19 protein-coding genes and 1 pseudogene are annotated in these 23,364 nt (G+C 39.4%); 10 read left to right on the forward strand and 10 right to left on the reverse strand.

What is annotated here, in order from left to right; genetic code table 11:
- Positions 1-92 precede the first annotated feature (92 nt).
- On the forward strand, positions 93-830 hold the full coding sequence (locus A6E04_RS16140) for a ParA family protein (RefSeq protein WP_065611885.1): 738 nt from the start codon (positions 93-95) through the stop codon (positions 828-830).
- A 29-nt stretch (positions 831-859) separates the two neighbouring features.
- On the opposite strand, the gene pyrE is transcribed toward A6E04_RS16140, so the two are convergent.
- Positions 860-1,501, reverse strand: coding sequence for an orotate phosphoribosyltransferase (gene pyrE, locus A6E04_RS16145; RefSeq protein WP_017022158.1), 642 nt, complete (start codon positions 1,499-1,501; stop codon positions 860-862).
- Between the two features lie 427 nt (positions 1,502-1,928).
- Entirely contained in the window at positions 1,929-2,645 is a 717-nt protein-coding gene (gene rph / locus A6E04_RS16150; protein ID WP_017022159.1) for a ribonuclease PH, read from the reverse strand.
- 171 nt (positions 2,646-2,816) lie between these two features.
- Between rph and A6E04_RS16155 the strand changes: the two genes are divergently transcribed.
- On the forward strand, positions 2,817-3,680 hold the full coding sequence (locus tag A6E04_RS16155; RefSeq protein ID WP_065611886.1) for a YicC/YloC family endoribonuclease: 864 nt from the start codon (positions 2,817-2,819) through the stop codon (positions 3,678-3,680).
- Between the two features lie 80 nt (positions 3,681-3,760).
- Here A6E04_RS16155 and A6E04_RS16160 read toward each other — a convergent pair.
- Positions 3,761-4,033 (reverse strand): annotated as a pseudogene (locus A6E04_RS16160) (EamA family transporter); the annotation flags it as partial.
- A 240-nt stretch (positions 4,034-4,273) separates the two neighbouring features.
- On the opposite strand from A6E04_RS16160, the gene A6E04_RS16165 reads away from it, so the two are divergent.
- A complete protein-coding gene (locus A6E04_RS16165) occupies positions 4,274-4,996 on the forward strand; it encodes a hypothetical protein (RefSeq protein WP_065611888.1) in 723 nt (240 codons plus the stop codon).
- A gap of 27 nt (positions 4,997-5,023) precedes the next feature.
- Here the strand turns inward: A6E04_RS16165 and A6E04_RS16170 are convergent, their stop codons facing one another.
- Both A6E04_RS16170 and A6E04_RS16175 read right to left on the reverse strand, forming a co-directional pair.
- Positions 5,024-6,202 (reverse strand): PP_RS20740 family protein, encoded by a 1,179-nt coding sequence (locus A6E04_RS16170; protein ID WP_065611889.1) that lies wholly within the window; start codon positions 6,200-6,202, stop codon positions 5,024-5,026.
- Between the two features lie 3 nt (positions 6,203-6,205).
- On the reverse strand, positions 6,206-8,716 hold the full coding sequence (locus A6E04_RS16175) for an ATP-binding protein (RefSeq protein WP_244886288.1): 2,511 nt from the start codon (positions 8,714-8,716) through the stop codon (positions 6,206-6,208).
- A gap of 409 nt (positions 8,717-9,125) precedes the next feature.
- On the opposite strand from A6E04_RS16175, the gene A6E04_RS16180 reads away from it, so the two are divergent.
- Complete coding sequence (locus tag A6E04_RS16180; RefSeq protein ID WP_065611890.1) at positions 9,126-10,703, forward strand: DNA cytosine methyltransferase; 1,578 nt, start codon at positions 9,126-9,128, stop codon at positions 10,701-10,703.
- A gap of 76 nt (positions 10,704-10,779) precedes the next feature.
- Here the strand turns inward: A6E04_RS16180 and A6E04_RS16185 are convergent, their stop codons facing one another.
- Positions 10,780-11,205, reverse strand: a complete 426-nt coding sequence (locus A6E04_RS16185) for a phosphate-starvation-inducible protein PsiE (protein WP_065611891.1) — start codon at positions 11,203-11,205, stop codon at positions 10,780-10,782.
- Between the two features lie 241 nt (positions 11,206-11,446).
- On the opposite strand from A6E04_RS16185, the gene gmk reads away from it, so the two are divergent.
- The 4 genes from gmk (at position 11,447) to trmH (ending at position 15,583) form a co-directional block, all read left to right on the forward strand.
- Complete coding sequence (gene gmk / locus A6E04_RS16190; RefSeq protein ID WP_065611892.1) at positions 11,447-12,070, forward strand: guanylate kinase; 624 nt, start codon at positions 11,447-11,449, stop codon at positions 12,068-12,070.
- A 113-nt stretch (positions 12,071-12,183) separates the two neighbouring features.
- Positions 12,184-12,456 (forward strand): DNA-directed RNA polymerase subunit omega, encoded by a 273-nt coding sequence (rpoZ, locus tag A6E04_RS16195; protein WP_017022162.1) that lies wholly within the window; start codon positions 12,184-12,186, stop codon positions 12,454-12,456.
- 66 nt (positions 12,457-12,522) lie between these two features.
- Positions 12,523-14,652 (forward strand): bifunctional GTP diphosphokinase/guanosine-3',5'-bis pyrophosphate 3'-pyrophosphohydrolase, encoded by a 2,130-nt coding sequence (gene spoT / locus A6E04_RS16200; RefSeq protein WP_017022163.1) that lies wholly within the window; start codon positions 12,523-12,525, stop codon positions 14,650-14,652.
- 244 nt (positions 14,653-14,896) lie between these two features.
- On the forward strand, positions 14,897-15,583 hold the full coding sequence (gene trmH, locus A6E04_RS16205; RefSeq protein WP_065611893.1) for a tRNA (guanosine(18)-2'-O)-methyltransferase TrmH: 687 nt from the start codon (positions 14,897-14,899) through the stop codon (positions 15,581-15,583).
- A 491-nt stretch (positions 15,584-16,074) separates the two neighbouring features.
- Here the strand turns inward: trmH and A6E04_RS16210 are convergent, their stop codons facing one another.
- From A6E04_RS16210 to typA, 4 genes are all read right to left on the reverse strand, one after another.
- Positions 16,075-16,974, reverse strand: coding sequence for a bifunctional GNAT family N-acetyltransferase/hotdog fold thioesterase (locus A6E04_RS16210; RefSeq protein WP_017022165.1), 900 nt, complete (start codon positions 16,972-16,974; stop codon positions 16,075-16,077).
- A gap of 269 nt (positions 16,975-17,243) precedes the next feature.
- Complete coding sequence (dtd, locus tag A6E04_RS16215) at positions 17,244-17,678, reverse strand: D-aminoacyl-tRNA deacylase (RefSeq protein ID WP_065611894.1); 435 nt, start codon at positions 17,676-17,678, stop codon at positions 17,244-17,246.
- Positions 17,650-18,600: a virulence factor BrkB family protein gene (locus A6E04_RS16220; protein ID WP_065611943.1), complete on the reverse strand. Its 951-nt coding sequence runs from the start codon at positions 18,598-18,600 to the stop codon at positions 17,650-17,652. The genes dtd and A6E04_RS16220 overlap by 29 nt, the downstream gene beginning before the upstream one ends.
- 132 nt (positions 18,601-18,732) lie before the next feature.
- Positions 18,733-20,562, reverse strand: coding sequence for a translational GTPase TypA (gene typA / locus A6E04_RS16225; RefSeq protein WP_065611944.1), 1,830 nt, complete (start codon positions 20,560-20,562; stop codon positions 18,733-18,735).
- Positions 20,563-21,119: 557 nt separating this feature from the next.
- Here typA and glnA point away from each other — a divergent pair.
- Positions 21,120-22,529 (forward strand): glutamate--ammonia ligase, encoded by a 1,410-nt coding sequence (gene glnA / locus A6E04_RS16230; RefSeq protein WP_012551354.1) that lies wholly within the window; start codon positions 21,120-21,122, stop codon positions 22,527-22,529.
- 219 nt (positions 22,530-22,748) lie between these two features.
- Positions 22,749-23,288 carry a DUF4124 domain-containing protein gene (locus A6E04_RS16235; RefSeq protein WP_065611895.1) on the forward strand — a complete coding sequence of 180 codons (540 nt, stop codon included), beginning with the start codon at positions 22,749-22,751 and terminating at the stop codon, positions 23,286-23,288.
- Positions 23,289-23,364: the final 76 nt, after the last annotated feature.

Below are 23,364 nucleotides of genomic sequence, written 5' to 3' on the forward strand. Positions count from 1 at the left end.
ACGTATAGAATGAAGTATTACAGATTATTTACATGGCATATTAGTTACTTAGTTATAAGCAATGATAAGTCCGCCAAGTTAGCGAGTTAAGTATGTTAGTTGGATATAAACGAGCACAGTGTAAAAAAGTCCTTGTTATCAACCGTAAAGGGGGGGCAGGTAAATCAACCTTTGCTATTGCAATGGCGTCTTTTTATGCGCATCAAAACGTAAAAACTGAAATTATCGATCTAGACCCTCAAGGAACCAGTCACTTTTGGGGCAATAAAAGCGAAGGGGTTAGAACCACCAAGTTTTTACCTTCATCCAATCTGCCCTTTTCTTTAGCCCTACGATTAGAAGCAGACACAAAGATCACGGTGATTGATTCTCCGTCTAATTTTAGTCAGTTTGAAATGGAAAAGTATATCTCGATGGTAGACAAAATTATTTTTCCAATTCAACCTTCACCGATTGATGTGCATTCCATGCTGGGCTTTATTAAAGATCTTATCAAGTCACCAACGTTTAAAAATAAGAAGGTAGAATTGGCGTTTGTGATCACTCGCTGCAAGGAAAATAAGCAAGGGACAGAGTTTGTTCACAAGGTACTACAACACATGAAATACCCATTACTTGGGGTCATGTCTGAAGACAAAGCCTATCAGGATATGTTTTCGGAAAAGAGCAGCTTTTTGATTAACCACCCTGAGTTAGATCAAACGCTGTGGCAAAAAATGTCGCAATGGTTAGATGTCGATATGACGCCAGTAACCACTGAACCAAAAACAAAAAAAGTGGCAGAGCCGAAGCCAACCACTTATCGTTCTTTACTTAAGAGACGCTACTAACAACTTGTCTATGCATTAAGTATTTGGTATTAAATACCAAACTCTGCACGATACGCTTTCACTGCGTCTAATTGCTCAACATTACAGCCTTTTTCTTCTAAGAAAGAAATTAGGTCTGTTAGGCTTACGATTGAGATGATAGAGCAACCAAAGTCACGCTCTACTTCTTGAATCGCAGATAATTCGCCTTTGCCTTTTTCTTGGCGGTCAATCGCAACAAGAACACCCGCAAGATCAGCCCCATTCGCTTGGATAATTTCCATTGATTCTCGAATTGCTGTACCTGCCGTGATCACGTCATCAACAAGCATGATGCGACCTTCAAGTGCGCTACCGACTAAGTTGCCACCTTCGCCGTGATCTTTCGCTTCTTTACGGTTAAAGCAATATGGTTTATCTGTATCGTGGTGATCAGCCAATGCTACCGCTGTCGTTGTTGCAATTGGAATGCCTTTGTATGCAGGACCAAATAACACATCGTAATCAATACCTGAATCAACCAATGCCGCCGCATAAAAACGACCTAAACGCGCTAAATCACGACCGGTATTGAACAAGCCAGCGTTAAAGAAATATGGGCTTTTACGGCCAGACTTTAAAGTAAACTCACCAAACTTTAATACTTCTTTCTCAAGGGCAAATTCAATAAACTCACGCTGGTATGCTTTCATCTTCATTCTCTCTTTTTTGGTTAATAATTATAACTTATAAATCAGTAAAGTCGGTCTCAGGTAACTACGCTGCAGGATTCAGAGGCGATCGTCTTTATCACAGTGGCAAAGAATCGTTCTCCCCCTTTATCACTATTACCATGAGATCGACATAGTTAATACAAGGGGGAGTTAGAGGGGGTTGGTTATGCTGTTTTTACGTTATTCAGATAAACCGAATCTCATCATTTACAACCCCTCCTAGCCTCCCCTTATTATTGGTATTGAAAACCAAGTCACATTTGTGAACAAGGGGAGGAACAGTATTGTGAACACTGTAATAAAGACAATCGCCCCTGAACTCTGCAAGAGAGCTTACGACCGATCTGAATCCTGCTCTTAAAATACATAAAAAAATAGCCCCTGAATCAGGAGCCATCACAATCGATTATTCGGCCAACGCCGCTTTCTGCTGCTCAATGATATCATTGATGCCCTGTTGCGCCAGAGCCAGCATGTCTAACAATTCCTGATGAGAGAACGGCGCTTCTTCTGCCGTGCCCTGCACTTCAATCATCTTACCGTCTTCCATCATTACGACGTTCATGTCGGTGTCTGCGGCAGAGTCTTCTAAATACTCAAGGTCACAAATCGCTTCGCCTTTATAGATACCAACAGAAACAGCAGCAACGTGCCCTTTCATTGGGTTCTTTTTCAGCTTGCCTGATGCGATCATATGATTGATTGCGTCAGCTAATGCCACACTTGCACCAGTAATAGACGCGGTACGTGTACCGCCATCCGCTTGGATAACATCACAATCGACGGTGATCATTTGCTCACCAAGAGCTTCAAGGTCAACCGCGGCACGTAGGCTACGAGCGATCAGACGTTGGATCTCCATCGTACGGCCGCCTTGTTTACCACTTGCTGCTTCACGACGGTTACGTGTGTGTGTTGCACGAGGTAGCATGCCGTACTCAGCCGTTACCCAACCTTTACCTTTGCCTTTTAACCAGCGAGGAACATTTTCTTCAACACTTGCAGTACAAATTACTTTTGTATTACCAAATTCAACTAATACAGACCCTTCTGCGTGTGCAGTAAAGTGACGAGTAATCGTAATTGGACGGACTTGCTGAGCTGTTCTTCCGCTAGGACGCATGGCAGATACCTTGGTTATGACAAATTGTCGGCGATTATACCCAAGTACAAGAATAAAGCATAGCGTCTGTTTCTTTGATAAGCGCCACTTACTTCCGAAAGCGCTTATCTGCTATAGTATGCCCAATATTTTATTCATCATCCTTCCTATTGATGATTTGAGGACGCTTACATGATCTACAGTATGACAGCTTACGCACGCCGCGAAGTAAAAGGCGATTGGGGAACTGCTGTGTGGGAAATCCGCTCAGTAAACCAACGTTATTTAGAAACTTACTTCCGTATGCCTGAACAATTTCGCAGTTTAGAGCCGGTATTACGTGAGCGTTTTCGTAAACGCCTTGCTCGCGGTAAAGTGGAATGTCACTTACGCTTTGAAGCAAACAATGCCGCAAGCAGCGAATTAAAAATCAACGAAGACCTTGCTCGCCAAGTAATTAAAGCGGCACAGTGGGTAAAAACTGAGTCAGGCGAAGGCGGTATTAACCCTTTCCAAGTACTTCAATGGCAAGGTGTCATGGAAGCCCCTGAACAAGATTTCGATTCAATCAACAAAGAACTGTTGGTTGAATTTGAATTAGCAGTGAATGATTTCGTTGAAGCACGCGCAAGCGAAGGCGAAAACATGAAAGCGCTGATCGTTCAGCGTTTAGATGCAATCACAGAAGAAGCGGCAAAAGTTCGCGCACGTATGCCTGAAATTTTAGAGTGGCAACGTACTCGTCTTCTGACTAAATTTGAAGATGCGAAAATTGAATTAGATTCTGGCCGTGTTGAACAAGAACTGATTCTTCTTGCTCAAAAATCTGACGTCGCTGAAGAACTAGATCGTTTGGATTCACACGTAAAAGAAACAACAAATGTGATGAAGAAAGGCGGTGCTTGTGGCCGTAAACTTGATTTCATGATGCAAGAATTTAACCGTGAAGCAAATACGCTCGCGTCTAAATCTATCAGCACCGATGTAACGGCATCTGGCGTTGAGCTTAAAGTACTTATCGAACAAATGCGTGAGCAAATTCAGAATATTGAGTAATTCGGTTTGAATTCGTTACTAAAAGCCCGGAACTGAACAGGGCTTTTTTATTGGCATCAATAACGCATTCGTTCTTTTATTTACCCTCTATTTTCTCTCTCAGCCATACCAAATGAAAAGAGCTTAGTCCAAAAAGACACTTCAAGCTTAGTAACTAAAATTCCACAAAGTAATGGCAGCAACAATAAAACAGAGGTTGTTGATATGCTATTTCCCGCAAACCAAACCGAAAGACTCAAAGCAATAAGTGGAAAAAATAAGAAACAAATAGATGCGGTAAATGGCGAAGATACCTGACCAAGCTTAAAGTAGGCAACAATCCCGCCAACACTTGCAAAAATACCTAAATACAAGAGTGAAGATAACGACATACGATTCAATTCACAATAAGTATTACGTTTTTTTTACACAATCCTTACAGCGAAAAAACACCCTTCTATTTCAGCTACTTCCTAGTAAAACGCCCCAATAACTAATAGCTAGAGGGGCGTTTGTTGTTACAAACAAAAAATAATGCTTAAACTATTCATCATAATGCTTATTTTCGTTCGCTTCATACGGCCAGTAATGATGCCCAACACGGTTCAATAATTTTGCCGTGTCAAAAATGGGTAAAGCAAGTAGTTGTAAATCTGCGAGATAAACGCTCACAAGAAGCGCTAAAAGTACTTAGTAAACATAACTGTGTACACTGGGCCGATACTAACGAAGAAGCTATTCTGGAGCTAGTAGGAGATTGGGTGCTGTATAAAAAGAGTCATCCTGAAAAACAATTCTTAGTAATCACTCGTGAGTGGAAAGACGTTAAAGAGCTAAGTAAAGCAATTCGCCAGATCTACATTCGTGAAGGCAAAGTGGGAACGGAAAGTATCAAACTAACGTGTTGCATTGCGGATAAACAGTTTAAATACGAATATTCCGTAGGTGATCGAATTAAATTTTTCCGCAATGAGTATCGACGCTTTCAAGTTTCAAACGGAACTTTAGGCACCATTAAAGAAGTCACGGAATTAAGTGATAGTTATACAAAGCTTTCGATTGAACTTGATGATAAGCGTATCGTGTCATTTAGAGCTTCAGAATACAGCGATCATATAGGTTTAAATATCTGTCATGCTTACGCGTTAACCGTTTTCAGCTCTCAAGATACCACTATAGACGGAAACACATTCACTTTGTATTCTGGCCGAATGGGCCAACGAGAAACTTATGTAGCGCTTAACCGCCATAAGAACGAATCTCATACCTATGTTAATAAAGCCGGAATCAATGAACGAGTGAAAGCTAATTCATTAAAACTAGACATCCGATTTTAGCAATTGGATGCCTAAGTTTACAATGCTCTAATCAAAATTGTAGCCATAATTAGTGGACATAAACTCCTTGTAGTTCGAAGTATCATATCCACAACGACCCAACCATCTAATCATATCATCAGCGTATGAATTAAGAGACTCTTTATCTTGTTCTAAAATATTATCTACATCGATACTATTTGACAGTCTATCTAATGCTGGAGTAGCTATTGTGTCAAAATCTACTTCATTGGCAGCACTTTCATTACCTTCACTTAACCCTAGTAAGTCCGAAGTGAACTCTTCCTCTTTTTCAAAGCTAAAAACAAAAGAGTGCATATCAGATTCTCGAGAAAATAGATCAACGGAATATTTCATACTACTTTTCAAAGCAACCTTGAAATTTCTACCAGTAGCTTCTTTCAATATCCATAGAACCAAGCATATTTGTAAAATCTGGTTCATTAGAGTGTCATCTTCGACACCACCTATATCACCTTCAGTTTCTCTATCTGAGAAGTAGTTATGGACTTCAGAAAAGCATTCTTCTATTTTCTCATTTAACTGCTGAGTTCCCAATGACTCAGTTATTATATCCCTAAACCTACTAACAATTGCTTCTGTTGTACTATCTCTATTTAATCTAGTAGTTAAACAGAATAACCATGGGATACCAATAACTTTCTTCATTTGATGTTGTAGTAAGTTATAGATAGAAACCAAAGTTTCATGAGACATCACATTGTTGCAAAAGTCTAAGTTTATGAAGTGATAATCACCAAAGTTCTTTACTCTAACCCAAGCATCAGAATTGGTTTTTTGTAAGTCTTCAAAACGAAATCTTTCTACAACTGACCTACCTTCAATTCTATCCTTATCTAAAATTTTAGATAACTCACCTTGAGCTTTATTAAAATCAGTAGAACTGTTAATAAAACCATGAAACCCTAATCTCTTGCTACCACTCCTACTACTATTGAGCATTCCTTCATACAAGTAGTTAATATCAAGTAGGTCTCCACCGGGTAAACCAAAATAATTAACAGTGTCAATACTTCTATATTTACTACTACCAAGTAGACGCTTAAATTGTTCAAGCCATTGCTTGTCTCTAATAAACTGCTTTCGAGGCTTATGCCAAGGTTTAAAGTCTTGCGACAAGCTTTGTGATACAGAACCAAAAACTTCATCATCAATCAGGGAGTCATCAGAATCAAATAAGTTCATACATTAACCCTCCAACTTAATAACTTCTATCAAGTCAACGACTAAGCTTTCCTGTCTCTCTACTGTCATATTCTCCAACAGCCCATATGAATCTAATATCTGAAGTATTGCTTCTGATTTGTTCATTATTTGTGTTTGCTTACTTTTATTCCTTCTTATAGGCTCAAAAACTTTATCAATCCGTTCTGAAGAAACAACAAAGCTATCAGCTACAACGAATTTATCATTGTCATTTACTTCTTCCTCCTCATTGTCATTTGAAACAAGCAAATTAGATCTTTCATGTGGATCTTTTTTATTAGAAATATAACTTTTAGAAACTATATCATCTAGAGCTTTAGAGAAGTCGTCCTTATAAGTTTCCTCTATTTCTTTTTTCTTTTCCTTTTTTATTTGCTTATATCTATTTACAACTTGTCTTAATACACTGTGTAGCCATCTCATAACAATTTGATAATGAGGATGAGCAATATTAAAAGACTCACGATCAATATTTAAAGCAGAATCCAAACCTTTACTCACGAAGATTTCAATAGTAAGTTGACTTTTTATAGTGTGTTCTGCCACCTGATGCTTCATAAATGTTTCATCAAACATTATTCCCGACGCATTATTGATTCTAATTAATGAACCATTATGATCTCTTGGGCTAACCTTTGGGCTCCATAAAGCATATGCTTCAAACTCTAAGTTTCCAGCTGAATCTTCTAGAGCCATATCAGACAAATTAGTTTGATATTTTCCCACAAATAGTATTGGCTTCTTCACCATAGCTTTTGATTCAGGCAAATTGGTAAATTTAAGTGGCCTAAATAACTTTACCCCATCAACTATAACATTAAAGTTCGATTTTATTTTTTGAGAAGAAAAGCCAAACTTATCACCTAATCTATCATTTTCAGAAAGTAATTCTGAAGTATCACTTACTTGACCTTTTTTCTTATTACTAATTACATATATATCAGATATATCCTCCTTAGTTAGATCAAATGGGTGTTTTTCTATATAAGGAAGAGGGATCGAAAGACCAAGAGTCCAAAGCATATTTAGATAGTTATCCAAAACTAAATTCAATTTTGGACTTACAGCATTCTTGGTTCTATCCAAAATACCTTCATAAAGTTTTTTAAATTTTTCCTCAGGTAAGGTATCATCTGTCCAAGGTAGTTCTGGGGACCTCGCCATTTCTTGTTGATAGACATCGGTGCCTTCAGAGTCTTTCTCTAGATACCCAACATGGAAATCGGGAAGAATAGCTTTTGAGGAGTCTAGAATATCATCCGACTCCTCATCTTTATCAGTTTCGTTTTCTGTTTGCCCCCAAATATCCACACTACGTAATTGATCTTTTGCACTTATCTTTATATTGTTAAGTATGATATCTGTACCGTGAGCACTAAGGTTATCTGTTTCCTCCTTCCAAATATCAACATTACCGGTCTGAAAGCTTTTACCGCGCTCATCGCCAGATTGTTTCTCTATGTTCTCTTCAGAATAGTTAAATAATGAAACCTTTGCTCTTGAATAAAAATCATCACCTTTCTGCTTAGTAATGATCTCAAAATCCCGAGTCAACTGAGCCACACTGAAAAGGCCAATGCCTATTTTACCTATTAGCTTTCGTTTTTTATTGGGACTTAATGATGAGTCATTATCATCCGTTACTTTTAGCTCTTGACCTTTAGCTGTTCTTTTGGCACTGCCACCAATATGGCGAATCATATTAACCAATGTATCTACTGACATTCCATTGCCATCATCTCTAATGGTCATGGAATTGAATCGAGGGACGTCAGTACTTACATATACATTTTCAGCATCCGCATCATAAGCATTCGAAATGAGCTCCCTTATGGCAGATCCAGGTAATCGATAGATCCCATCTGTAACCCTAGCTAGAACTTTATCATCCGTTTCAAGCTTAGTGGTTTCACGACGACCTTCTTTTATTCTTTGAATAAGCTCTACTTCAAACCTAGATGCTTCATCTATTTCACTACTAACAGTATCTTCAACTTCAGTTTCATTACTTAAGCTTTGAACATCTAGGTATTCATTAGGAGCATATTTAATACGCTCTAGCATTTCATAAAAATCAGAAGATTCCGTTAGGGTAAGCGGACAATTATCCGATAAATTTAAAAGTACAACATTATTATTTTCAGCAAATAATGCAAACACTTGCTCTGAAGATGCAAAATCACGAAACCTTCCAGGCCAAAAACGCTTATCACCTCGAGTATTTGCGCAATATAATGAAACTTTAGTCTCTTCTCTAATGCCATTACTAAAAATTATACATGGAAGCATTACTTTATGTTCAACCCCTTGAGACTGTAAATCATAGTCATGTAATTGCTCATTTTTTAGCAAATCAACTATAGGGGCAGTAGCATCCAAAATACTTTTAGTTAAACCCGTATTCGTCAAAAAAAGAAGTTCATAAGTAGTACCTGACTCATCTAAAACTTTTGTCTTTCCTAGCTCATCTGGTGTAAGTTCTCTTGTATTCATATTTGTATAAGTTCCATTAGTATACCGATTCTTAAATAAAGCAATTACATAACATCAATAAACAATAACTGCAGCAGTTAAAATAAAAATTAAACATTGATATTAGATACTACATAACTAAGTAACGTAGATAGCCAAAACTAGTAACTTCAATTAAGTACATTTCCAGCTTTTAAAGAGTCAGTCAATGATCACTCATCTTATGCTCAGACTCAATAAAGTTCATAGATAATTGAGAGTTAAACTTGCACAAAAAATAACATTAATAATTATAGAATTTTTTATAACGATGCATTATACAATCTAAAAGAAGCCACTATAACTCTAAGCATAAATCATATTCTCCCTGGACTTTTAGCTCAATTTTAAATAACATACTCTTTATAAATTACAATTTCCGAGGTTGTGTGTGAATCATATTGAATTATTTTCTGGTTGTGGAGGTCTTTCTTTAGGCTTAGAACAAAGTGGTTTTAAATTAATGATGGCTAATGAGCTTTCACCAATGGCGGCAGAATCATTTGCATACAATTTCTTTAATGAAAACCTAGAAGAATTAGCCAATAAACAACAAAAAGCGAAACATACTCTTTGGCTAAATAGTAACTACTCAACATTAAAACCACGTCTACGAGAAAATCCATTTACTTTCCCTAGCTATAATTCTGATGGTAATAGTGACATACCAAATAAAACGTCAAATATTAAAGGGAAGTTAGTTGTAGGAAGTATTGTTGAACTAAACAAGTTACTAGATTCTGATGAAGAATTGGTTTCACAACTCCGAACTGCTTTTGGAGCAACCAGAAGTCTTGATTTAGTTTCTGGTGGTCCACCATGTCAAAGCTTTAGTATGGCAGGTTTACGTCAGCGTGACTGTGAAAAGAACACACTTCCGTGGGAATTTGCAAAATTTGTTAAACATACTCAACCTAAAGTAGCAATGCTTGAGAATGTAACTGGAATTTTACACGCATTTAAAGACTCGAAAGGCAATAGCTTTCATGCGTGGTATGAAGTAGCAAAAGTATTTGCTTCAATTGGTTATATTCCTCTTTGCTTACATATCAATGCACGATTAGCAGGAATTGCACAAAATCGTCCTCGATTTATTATGATAGCTGTAAATTTTGAACATTATAAAAATATAGCTCAAAGATTCGAGTTAGGAAGCCCAGATGAAAAACTATTCACACCCTCAGTTGAATTTTATAAATTAGTGCAAAAATTTGGGGAGTCACTACCATTTGGACACCTTGAGTACTTTGATGCTGTCAAGCCAGCTCATCGTAAATTATTCGAAATGTCGTTTTTGTCTAGTTTAGTAAATGGTAAAACTATAACAATCAAAGATGCATTAGATGATTTAAAGCAACATAATCCATCAAAGCCTTCTGAGTTTATAAAAAATCTAAACTCTACATTTAGAATGCTACCAAAGAGAAATACATTATCAAACCATGAGTTCCGTAGAAATGGAGACATTGTTCGTCGTCGCTTTAGGGTATACCAAATACTTCAATCTATTAACGAGCGTTCAGTAACTCAGGCAATTTTTAGTATTTTAAAAGGTAATGATACAAGTTTATCTGATGACATATGGAATATATGCCGTAGCTATAAATATCTTCAAATTAGCGGAGAGTTATCTTCATTCTCTTCTAAACAAGAGTTTATCAAATATCTTCAGGCACACCCTACAAAAAAACAAACACAAAAAGCTTTGGTTGCTAACGCTCCAGCTCCTGCTGCACTATCTATTCCAGATGATGCGTGCCATTACGACGAAAATGAACTGAGAGTACTAACCGTTCGTGAAATAGCAAGAATCCAATCATTCCCTGATGATTTTGTATTCCGTTCGAAAGTCACTACAGGTGGTCAAATGCGCAAATTTGAAGTGCCACAATATACTCAAGTAGGCAATGCCGTACCACCATTACTAGGACTAAAATTAGGTCAATGCTTATCTAAGATTCTAAAATAACAATAATACTCAGTATAAATTAATACCTTAATTCCATTCGCTATTATTTGAATACAAACAAAAAATAGCGTTAACGCTACTCATCATAATGTTTATTCTCATTCACGTCATACGGCCAGTAATGATGTCCAACTCGGATCAATAACGTCGCCGCAGCAAGGATAAAAGCCGCTAACGCTAACCAAACAACCAAGGTTGCATCGATCTCTTTCATTCCCAATGTGATGTAACGTGCAATGGCCATCATAGCGATATAAATAGGATAGCGAACGGGGATTTTTCCGTTCATCACGAATTGTTGCACCATGGCCAACACTTCAAGATAAATAAACATTAAAAGAATATCGGTTAACTGAATTTGCCGTTCAGTAAATACATGAATAAATTCGTTCACCATTGCAAACAAGGTTGCTAGCGTAATAGCAACTAATAATATGGCTTCTAAAATATGAAAGACCTTTAAAAAAGGTTTACTAAACGACTTAGGTAAATGTGAAGGCATAAGGAGTTATCCACCGTTATTGCTATAATAAATATGATAATTAATTGGTTACGCTCTAATGATAGTGCTAAGACAAGTTAACACAAAATTATTATTTCAATTAGCGTATTTATTTCGTTCAAATTAACGGTTGATTGTGCTATTCTTCGCCACCCAATTTTCTATGCTTCGCATTCATCTTTTTTTTACCTTTTAAGTGTTATTTAAAAGAGAAATGCCATAACTCCCAAGAGAATCTATCATGAGTAAAGGTACACTTTATATTGTGTCAGCGCCAAGTGGTGCTGGTAAGTCGAGTTTGATCTCGGCACTGTTAGAAAGCAACCCAACTTATGCTATGAAAGTCTCTGTGTCTCATACTACTCGTGGTATGCGCCCAGGAGAAACAGATGGTGTTCATTACCATTTTATGCAGAAAGAGCATTTTGAAGAGTTAATTGAAAAAAATGAGTTTTTGGAATATGCCGAAGTATTTGGTAATTATTACGGAACTTCTCGCGTTTGGATCGAAGAAACGTTAGATAAAGGCATTGATGTATTTTTGGATATTGATTGGCAAGGTGCTCGTCAAATTCGCATACAAATGCCTTTAGCAAAAAGCCTTTTCATCTTACCACCTTCAAATGGTGAACTTGAGCGTCGACTAAATGTTCGCGGACAAGACAGTGAAGCGGTCATTGCGAAACGAATGAGCGAAGCAAAATCAGAAATTTCTCACTATAATGAATATGATTATGTGATTATTAATGACGATTTTGATACCGCACAAATGGATTTTAAAGCTATTATCCGTGCAGAGCGCTTAAAACAAGATAAACAAACATCAAAATATAAAGGCATGTTGTCAGCTCTTTTAGCCGATTAATCGACCTTTACTTGACTATTTTATCTATCAAGAGTATTCGTATCTAGAAAGTTAGCACTGATACTTGTATAATTTCTCGTCATATAATATTTTTTAACATTTTTGGAGTCCTCATGGCACGTGTAACCGTTCAAGACGCAGTTGAGAAAATCGGCAACCGTTTCGACCTTGTTTTAGTATCATCTCGTCGCGCACGCCAACTACAAACTGGCGGTAAAGATGCGCTAGTGCCTGAAGAGAACGATAAACCAACTGTTATCGCTCTTCGTGAAATCGAAGAAGGCCTGATCACAAAAGATCTACTTGATGCTCGTGAACGTCAAGAGCAACAAGAGCAAGATGCCGCTGAACTAGCAGCAGTAAGCTCAATCACACACAATCGTTAATCGCTATTATTTATCTTTAAGTAGATAAATACGCGTTAATAATAAGCAAACCTGACGGGGCGAAATTTGGATTTATTCGATAGCCTGAAAGATGTTGCCAAAGATTATTTGCCAGAGCCTCACATTGAGGCTCTTCGTCGATCTTATCTGGTAGCAAAAGAGGCCCATGAAGGGCAAACTCGCTCAACGGGCGAACCTTATATCATTCACCCAGTAGCTGTGGCTCGTATCCTTGCAGAAATGCGACTCGATCACAAAACGCTAATGGCTGCATTACTTCATGATGTCATTGAAGACACCGAAGTAAGCAAGGAAGAACTTGCAGAGCAGTTTGGCGATACCGTTGCTGAATTAGTGGATGGCGTTTCTAAGCTGGACAAACTTAAGTTCCGCGATAAAAAAGAAGCGCAGGCTGAAAACTTCCGAAAAATGGTCATGGCGATGGTGCAAGACATCCGCGTTATTTTGATCAAACTTGCTGACCGTACTCACAACATGCGTACGCTCGGTGCTTTACGCCCTGACAAACGTCGTCGTATTGCTCGTGAAACCCTCGAAATATTCTCTCCTTTGGCGCATCGCCTTGGTATCCACAATATCAAAACCGAATTAGAAGAACTTGGTTTTGAAGCGCTTTACCCTAATCGCTATCGCGTATTAAAAGAAGTGGTAAAGTCAGCTCGTGGCAACCGTAAAGAGATGATCCAAAAAATCCACGCAGAAATTGAAGGCCGTATTGCTGAAGCAGGCATTAAAGGTCGTGTGGTTGGTCGTGAGAAGAACTTGTTCGCCATCTATCATAAGATGAAAAATAAAGAACAGCGCTTCCACACGATTATGGATATTTACGCCTTCCGAGTCATCACTGATGATGTTGATACCTGTTATCGCGCATTAGGTCAGGTTCATAGTATTTATAAACCTCGCCCTGGTCGCATTAAAGATTACATCGCAGTCCCTAAAGCCAACGGCTACCAATCTCTTCATACGTCAATGGTTGGTCCGCATGGTGTCCCTGTTGAAGTACAAATTCGTACCGAAGACATGGAACAAATGGCAAATAAAGGGGTTGCTGCACATTGGTCGTACAAAGAGGGTGATAACTCAAGCAGTACGACAGCTCAAATTCGCGCTCAGCGTTGGATGCAAAGCCTACTTGAACTTCAACAAAGCGCAGGTAGCTCATTTGAATTTATTGAAAACGTAAAATCGGATTTATTCCCGAACGAAATTTACGTCTTCACCCCTAAAGGCCGTATTTTTGAACTGCCAGTAGGTGCTACTGCGGTCGATTTCGCTTATGCCGTTCACTCAGATGTTGGTAATAGCTGCGTTGGCTCTCGTGTAAACCGTCAACCTTATCCATTAAGTAAACCGCTGAAAAGTGGCCAAACGGTTGAGATAATTAGTGCTCCAGGTGCGCGTCCAAACGCGGCTTGGTTAAACTATGTGGTGACCTCTAAAGCTCGAACTAAGATCCGCCAAGTGCTTAAAACAATGCGCAAAGAAGACTCTGTTATTTTGGGTCGTCGCCTATTGAATCATGCATTGGGTCATAATTTGTCTTTGGATGATGTTTCTGAAGAAAACATGACGCACGTTTTATCGGATCTTAAATTAGCCACACAAGACGATTTATTAGCGGCCATTGGTTTAGGCGAATTAATGAGTATTGTCGTTGCTCGCCGATTACTTGGTGATGCCGACGAACTGACCGAGCAAAACTCGTCTAACATTGAAACCTCGACAGGTAAAAAATTACCGATTCGCGGTGCTGATGGGATATTGTTGACCTTCGCTAACTGTTGTCGCCCTATTCCTGGTGATCACATCATTGCTCATGTTAGTCCTGGTCGTGGTCTTGTCGTTCATATGGAAGACTGTGCCAATGTTCGTGGTTATCAAAAAGAATTAGATAAATACATGGGCGTTGAATGGGCGGACGAATTTGATCAAGAATTTGCAACCGCTCTAGATATTGATCTGCAAAACCATCAAGGTGCATTGGCTGATTTAACCAATGTTGTCGCGAGTACGGGATCGAATATCCGTGGTATTTCTACCGAAGAAAAAGATGGCCGATTGTATACAGTCACCATTGAATTAACGGCGAAAGATCGCACACATTTAGCGGAAATAATGCGTCGTATTCGAGTAATGCCGCACGCATTGAAAGTTCGTAGACATAAGAACTAGAAGCGAGGGACGAGGTTCGAATACGGACTTCGTCCTTTTAGTAAGAGCTATACGCTGCGCTAACTAGAACGCTTCGCTCTAGAAACTATAAAATCAAAAGCATTGACCGATTTAAGAATGGTCTTCCAATCTAGTAATATAATGCTCTTATAGTCTCTAGTTAGCACCGCGTATAGTTTCTAGTTCCAATTTTACTGCCCTTACTCGTCCCTAGTCCCTCTAACCTATTTCAAGAATTAAACTCATGAACTTAGAACGCTACCAACGAATCACTTCTGTATTAACTTCTCGCCAAATTGATCTGACCCTTTGCTTAGAAGAAGTGCATAAACCTAATAATGTCTCTGCCATTATTCGTACTGCTGATGCTACAGGTGTACATAAAGTTCACGCCGTTTGGCCAACAGAGCAAATGAAAACACTTGCTCATACTTCTGCGGGTGCACGTAATTGGGTTGAAGTTGAAACACATAAGAATATTGATGAGGCGTTTGCGGTATTAAAAGGCCAAGGAATGCAAATATTAGCCACTAACTTGTCTGATACTGCGGTTGATTTTCGTGAAATTGATTACACCAAACCAACGGCCATCATTCTTGGCAGTGAAAAAACGGGCATCAGCAAAAAAGCATTAGCAATGGCCGACCATGACATTATCATCCCTATGGTTGGCATGGTGCAGTCATTAAACGTATCAGTAGCCAGTGCCTTGATTTTATATGAAGCACAGCGTCAGCGTGATTTAGCGGGGATGTATGACCGTGAAGAGAGTGCGTTGCCAGCAGAGTATATTAATAATGTCTTGTTTGAGCGTGGTCACCCTGTACTTGCTCGTGTCGCAAAACGTAAGAAACTTCCTTATCCTCAATTAGATGGCACGGGACAGATTGTTGCAGATGAGGCGTGGTGGGCAGCGATGCAGGCGAAGTAAAAGTAAAAACTTAGGGTTCACGGGGATTGTTGTGATTACAGCATTCACAATACTGTTCCTCCCCCTTTTTCATCAATGTTACTTGGTAGTAATTGTCAATAATAAGGGGAGGTTAGGAGAGGTTATAAATGAAGAAGTTTCGTTTATCTGCATAATAAAAACAACATAACCAACCCCCTCTAACTCCCCCTTGTATTCACTATATCGATCTCATAACAGCAGATATAAAGGGGGAGAACCATTCTATGTCGTTGTAACCGCAGCGATCACAGTACTGTACCCTCCCCTTAATAAGGGGAGGGTTAGGGAGGGGTTATTGTGATACAGGTAGAATTGAATACCAATCTACCTTGATTACACGCTGTTAGTTCTTGACCCCCTCCCGGCCTCCCCCTTACTAAGGGGGAGGAGCTTAAAAGCAAACACCTCTGCTTTTTTCTCTTCCTGAACCCTTAAGGACGAAGTCCCTCCTTAAGCGAAGCGCCCTGCTCTTACTCCCTCATCAACATAAACGTCCCTGAAAACTCCGCCGCAGGCTTATCACCATTACACAAAGCAACCGTTACTTTTACACGCGCTCGTTTACCTGATTTCAAACGATCAAAATCCCCTTGTAAACAATTGAGCGACGTAATGCCCTTTGGGTTTTCTGTGATTGGTTGACGATAACGAATATGACTATCAACAAGCATAATACTGGTGGTATCCAAACCTCGTTCTTTAAGCAACAACCACACAATTCCCCACGCGGTTAACGTGCCCATGGTAAAAATACTGCCTGCAAACATCGTATTATGAGGATTAAGGTTTGCATTTAGTACCGCGCTAACTTCAAAGCGATAACCAGTATATTGTGTAATTTTAATGCCCATTTTATCGCTAATCGGAATTTCTTTATCCCAACGATCTTGCAATTCAGCGCACCAATCAGGCCTACGAATAACGTCTGACAATGGATCAAGCGGTTTTAACATTTGTTGATGACGAATAGGCCCACGCTCATCACTCAGTTCCCCTTGATTTGCAAACCCATTACGCACATAAAACGGAATTGCTTCTTCACGGGCATTACATACCAGACGTTTAGCCCCTTCTTGGCGTGCGTAAGACTCTAGGGCGACCATTATCAATGCACCAATGCCTTTACCGCGACAATGTGGAGAAACCGCCATATAGCGGATTTGGCCATCATTATCAGGAGTAAGGTATAAACGTCCGACTGCCACGGGCTTCCCTCTGCCATCAACAATCATCCGATGCTGACTCATGTCGTCATACGCATCACGCTCAGAGCCTTCAGGTTGACGCCAAGGTTCACGCAGTACTTGCCAACGAAAATGATAGTAGGCTTTTAGTTCGGCCTCTGTGGTTGGGGTGATCAATCGAAACATATAAATCCTTTTATAAAAATTAGAGCAGGGTTCAGATCGGTCGCAAGCTCCCTTGCAGAGTTCAGGGATGATCGTTGTGATTTCAGCGGTCACAATACTGTTCCTCCCCTTAATAAGGGGAGGGTTAGGGAGGGGTTATTGCGATACAGGTAGAATTGAATACCAATCTACCTTGATTATGCGCTGTTAGTTCTTGACCCCATCCCAACCTCCCCCTTATTAAGGGGGAGGAGCTAAAAGCAAACGAATCTAAAACCTAGTCCCTGCTCTTAGACCTGCAACCAAAATGTCACAGGACCATCATTCACTAACGATACTTTCATATCAGCCGCAAAACGGCCTCTTTGCGTAGTTAATTTTTCTTCACATAAATCAGAGAAGTGATCATATAAGCGCTCAGCGTCGATAGGGTTCGCACCTTTAGAAAACCCAGGACGCGTTCCCTTTTTCGTATCAGCAGGTAAAGTAAACTGAGAAACAACCAATACGCTACCATTCACTTGTTGCACATTTAAGTTCATTTTCCCTTCGTCGTCTTCAAAGATACGATAAGTCAGAACTCTTTCCATTAAGCGTTTTGCTTTCGCTTCATCGTCTTCTCTTTCAACACCAAGTAATATTAATAAACCTTGATTAATTTCACCTGTGATCTCGCCATCAACACGTACTGAGGCTTCACTTACTCTTTGGATCAGTGCTATCACTTTCTGTTAATCCTTTTGATTCTGTTAATCCTTTTGATTCTGTTAATGCCGTATTCTCAGCATCAAATACATGCGTATTTATTTTATCTATCAACCACTGATCGGATTCACCCAGACTTGCCGTAATTTCTGCGCCAATTAACACAATGATCCAACACAGATAAATCCACACAAATAGAATCGGTACCGCCGCTAAAGCGCCATAAATAACTTCATAAGATGGAAATTGCGTGATGTATTGTGCGAATCCCACCTTGCTGACTTCAAACAAGCACCCTGCTGACATCGCACCAATAAGCGCATGTCTTACTCGTATTTTTTTATTTGGAACCAGTAAATACAACCCTAAAAATGCTGAGAATGACAAAATAATAGGTAACCACCCCAGTAACGTTCGATAAAAACTGGAGACGATTTCATCATCCATAATTTTTAATGACGTCACATACGATGTCGCCGCTAAGCTAGCCCCAACCAGTAATGGACCTAAGGTTAAAATCATCCAATACAATGAAAATGAATACATTGGACGACGCTTTTTCTTCACTCGCCAAATGTAATTCAAGCTACGGTCAATTGCCGATATCAACATCACAGAGGCAACAAATAAGAACCCAGACCCAACGGCGGTCATCTTGCCCGTATTTGAAATAAATTCTTTCAGACTTCCTTCAACCGCATCACTGGCGGCTGGTACAAAATTCTGAATCACAAACTCTTGCACTGTCTCTCCTGCTCCTGAAAAAATAGGAAACTGAGATAACACAGAAAGTAAGACGGTGACTAAAGGAACCAATGATAACAACGTAATATAGGCCATATAACCGGCACTGACCGTTAATCGATCATGAATAATGCGTTGCTTTAAAAATAAAAAATATGACCAGCTAATCCTTAGCGAATGTTTAAACTTCTCTTCCATAATATCTGACTCTTTAAAATTGCCTTTATTTATCATAACAGATAAAAAAAATCCCTTCGTAGTTGCCTACAAAGGGATTTGATATTTATTCAATTTACAATTTAACTATAACGCTAAATCAAAAATTAATAATTACTTAGGTGTACGACCAGCACGTTTGCGATCGTTCTCTGTAAGTAGTTTCTTACGGATACGAATGCTTACTGGTGTTACTTCTACTAGCTCATCAACGTCGATGAATTCAAGAGCTTGCTCAAGAGTCAAATCGATGAAAGGAGAAAGCGTTTGTGCTTCATCAGTACCAGAAGAACGAACGTTAGTCAGTTGCTTACCACGAATACAGTTAACTGTAAGGTCGTTTGCACGGTTATGAATACCGATGATTTGACCTTCGTATACTTCTGTAGCGTGACCTAAGAATAAACGACCACGATCTTGTAGGAAGAATAGTGAGTAAGTAACAGCTTTACCAGCTTGGTTACAAATTAGTACACCATTTTTACGTTGACCAATTGTGCCGCCTTTGTGAGGACCGTAGTGATCAAATGCGTGGTAGATAAGACCAGAACCAGAAGTCATTGTCATGAATTCAGTTTGGAAACCGATAAGACCACGAGAAGGCATCATAAAGTCCATACGTACACGGCCTTTACCATCTGGAGCCATATCAGTTAGTTCACCCTTACGAGTACCGATACTTTCCATTACCGCGCCTTGGTTCTCTTCAACTACATCGATTGTTACCGTTTCAAACGGTTCCATTAGTTGACCATCTACCATACGTTCGATAACTTCTGGACGAGATACTGCTAGCTCGAAACCTTCACGACGCATGTTTTCGATTAAGATACCTAGGTGAAGTTCACCACGACCAGATACTTTAAATTTATCCGGGTCACCAGTTTCTTCAACTTTAAGTGCAACGTTGTGTACTAGTTCTTTTTGTAAACGCTCAAGGATGTTACGTGAAGTAACGAATTTACCTTCTTTACCACAGAATGGTGAGTTGTTTACTTGGAAAGTCATTGTTACCGTTGGTTCATCAACTGTTAGTGGCGGCAATGCTTCAACATTGTTTTGCGCACAAACTGTATCAGAAATTTTAAGCTCGCCTAAACCACTGATTGCAACGATGTTACCCGCTTCTGCAAGTTCAACATCATGACGCTCAAGACCTAAGTAACCTAGTACTTGACCAATTTTGCCTTTACGTTCTTTACCGTCAGCACCGATAACTGTAACCGCTTGGTTAACTTTAACGCTACCACGTGTAATACGACCAACACCGATAACACCAACGTATGCGTTGTGATCAAGTTGAGAAATTTGCATTTGGAAGTCACCGTCACGGTCAGCAACTGGTGCATCAACACCGTCAACGATCGCTTGGAATAAAGATTCCATGTTTTCAGTTTCTTCTTCTGATTCAGCGTTAGCCCAACCATTTAGTGCAGAAGCGTAAACAACTTTAAAGTCTAGTTGTTCATCAGTTGCGCCTAGGTTATCAAATAAATCAAATACTTGATCCATAACCCACTCAGGACGAGCGCCTGGACGGTCAACCTTGTTGATTACAACGATTGGCTTAAGACCGTGTGCGAATGCTTTTTGCGTTACGAAACGCGTTTGTGGCATTGGACCGTCAACAGCATCTACGATAAGTAGAACTGAATCAACCATAGACATAATACGCTCAACTTCACCACCGAAATCGGCGTGTCCTGGAGTATCTACGATGTTGATGTTGTAATCGTTCCAAGTAATCGCTGTGTTCTTAGCAAGGATCGTGATACCACGTTCTTTTTCAATATCGTTCGAGTCCATGACGCGCTCTTCAGCTTCACCACGAGATTCAAGCGTACCTGATTGCTGGAGCAATTTATCAACCAACGTTGTTTTACCGTGGTCAACGTGCGCAATAATTGCGATATTTCTTAGTTTATCAAGTTGTGGAGTAGACATGGATTCAAATTCACTCAGAACGTGTAGAGCCACCATTGGCGCTACTTTGGTTTAAAAACGGTCAATAATTTAACAGATTTTAGAGCAAAACCCACGAAATATGTGATTGAAGACACAATTTTTTTTCAATTTATTTAATCAAGCCCACAAAAACGACGAAAAAATAACCAAAAATCAAGAAACCCCATCAATTTGCATTCTTACTTTATTTTTTTCAACAAAAAACAAAAAACAATTATTATCAACAAGTTAAAAGATTAATTTACTTTTTCTAATTATTTTAACAAGGGATTATATTGACAAATATGGCATTTCACGGCTGAATAGCAGATAGAAGTAAATTAGTGATGATTTAATTTTTTATTTTTCGATACTCGACTTGCACCAAATAAGTGCAACCAAAGATCAACTTGGTGCAACACCCAAGTAAAAATGAAGATAAAAAAACCTAACTCACTAATATTAAAGGATTATTACTTTTGGCACAGTTTTGGCTATATAGTTAATAACAGCCTAACTGGCCAATATTTATATTATAACACCGGAGGTTATCCTACATGTCAGTAGAAAACGTATTCGCTCTAATTCAAGAAAACGAAGTAAAATTTATTGATTTACGCTTTACCGATACAAAAGGTAAAGAGCAACATATCTCAATTCCTTCTCATCAAGTTGATGCAGACTTCTTCGAAGACGGCAAAATGTTTGATGGTTCTTCAGTTGCTGGCTGGAAAGGCATTAATGAATCTGACATGGTTATGATGCCAGATGCAGCAAGTGCGGTACTTGACCCATTCACTGCTGATGCAACCTTAAATATTCGTTGTGATATTCTTGAACCAACAACAATGCAAGGTTACGATCGTGACCCTCGCTCAATTGCAAAACGCTCTGAAGACTACTTACGCTCGACAGGTCTTGCTGACACGGTTTTAGTCGGTCCAGAACCAGAATTCTTCCTATTTGATGACGTTCGCTTTAGCACTGATATGTCAGGTTCTTTCTTTAAGATTGATGATATCGAAGCCGCGTGGAACTCAGGTACTGAATACGAAGGCGGCAACAAAGGTCACCGTCCTGGCGTTAAAGGCGGTTACTTCCCAGTCGCTCCTGTTGATTCATCTCAAGATATCCGTTCTGCTATGTGTTTAATCATGGAAGAAATGGGCCTTGTTGTTGAGGCGCACCACCACGAAGTAGCAACGGCGGGTCAAAATGAGATCGCAACTCGCTTCAATACGCTAACAAACAAAGCAGATGAAACTCAAATCTATAAGTATGTTGTTCATAACGTAGCTCACGCTTACGGTAAAACAGCGACTTTCATGCCAAAACCACTTGTTGGTGATAACGGTTCAGGCATGCACGTACATATGTCATTGAACAAAGATGGACAAAACTTATTTGCTGGCGATAAGTACGGCGGCCTATCAGAAATGGCTATCTTCTTTATTGGCGGTATCATTAAACACGCTCGTGCTATCAATGCATTTGCTAACCCAACAACCAACTCATACAAGCGTCTTGTCCCTGGTTTTGAAGCTCCGGTAATGCTTGCATATTCTGCTCGTAACCGTTCAGCGTCTATCCGTATCCCAGTGGTACCAAGCCCGAAAGCACGTCGTATCGAAGTTCGTTTTGGTGACCCTGCGGCAAACCCATACTTAAGCTACTCAGCAATGCTAATGGCTGGTCTTGACGGAATTAAGAACAAGATCCACCCAGGCGAAGCAATGGATAAAGATCTGTATGACCTTCCTGCGGAAGAAGCAGCTGAAATTCCAAAAGTAGCTGAATCTCTAGATATCGCACTACAAGCTCTGGATTCTGATCGTGAATTCTTAACGGCGGGTGGCGTATTCTCTAGTGATTTCATTGATTCTTACATCACTCTAAAATCTCAAGACGTTGCCGCTATCAACACAGCTGTTCACCCTCTTGAATTTGAAATGTATTACTCAGTTTAATTCTGACGTAACAAATTGAAATCAATCTGATGTTTTTAGGCTCGCTTCACAAGCGAGCCTTTTTTATATTGGCAAAATCCCATTTACACGCAACACTCCCTACACACACGACAACACTCGCCATTTAACGAGTTGTATTGTTATGCATAAACTAAACGAGATTTCACTTTTGAAGTAGCTTATTGAAATCAAATAATAACCATCATCAATGGTGGAACCATGCCTCATACTTATATCGTACTTTTATTTCTTAGCCTATTCTCCCTACCTTCTACCGCAAATACCGTTTACACATGGGAAGATAAATCGGGCGTCCGACATTTCAGTGACACTCCCCCAGCAAGTAATACAAAATCAACACAACTGTCTTTTTCTTCGAATGAAAATGAAATGGAAAGCATTCCAGCCCCCACGGCCTCAAACTCTTCGGTCCCAAAAAAGAAAAGACCAGAGCAAAAGACCACCTTAGCTAAGTTAAGCATATCAATTAATAACTTATCTCAAGAAGAAACCATCCGTAGCTCTCGCGGGCACATCATGGTGTTAACAGACTTAACTCGTAAGCTTGCTGTTGATGAGAAACTTCAATTAGTGCTCGATGGCTCTCCTTATGGCTTGCCTCAAACATCAAAAGAATGGAAGCTCACCAACATAGAAAGAGGCACTCACATTATTACTGTCGTGGCTCAAAAAAACGGCAAGAGAATTGCATCATCACCAATAATAACTGTGCACTTGCATCGACCATCCAAGCTATAAGTACCTATAGCGAGTAAGAGCGTATAAATTCGCGCTATTTGGGTTGTCACTGCCTTTCATGAAAGGTAACGATGCA

Source organism: Aliivibrio logei (assembly GCF_001691055.1).
Lineage (GTDB): Bacteria > Pseudomonadota > Gammaproteobacteria > Enterobacterales > Vibrionaceae > Aliivibrio > Aliivibrio salmonicida.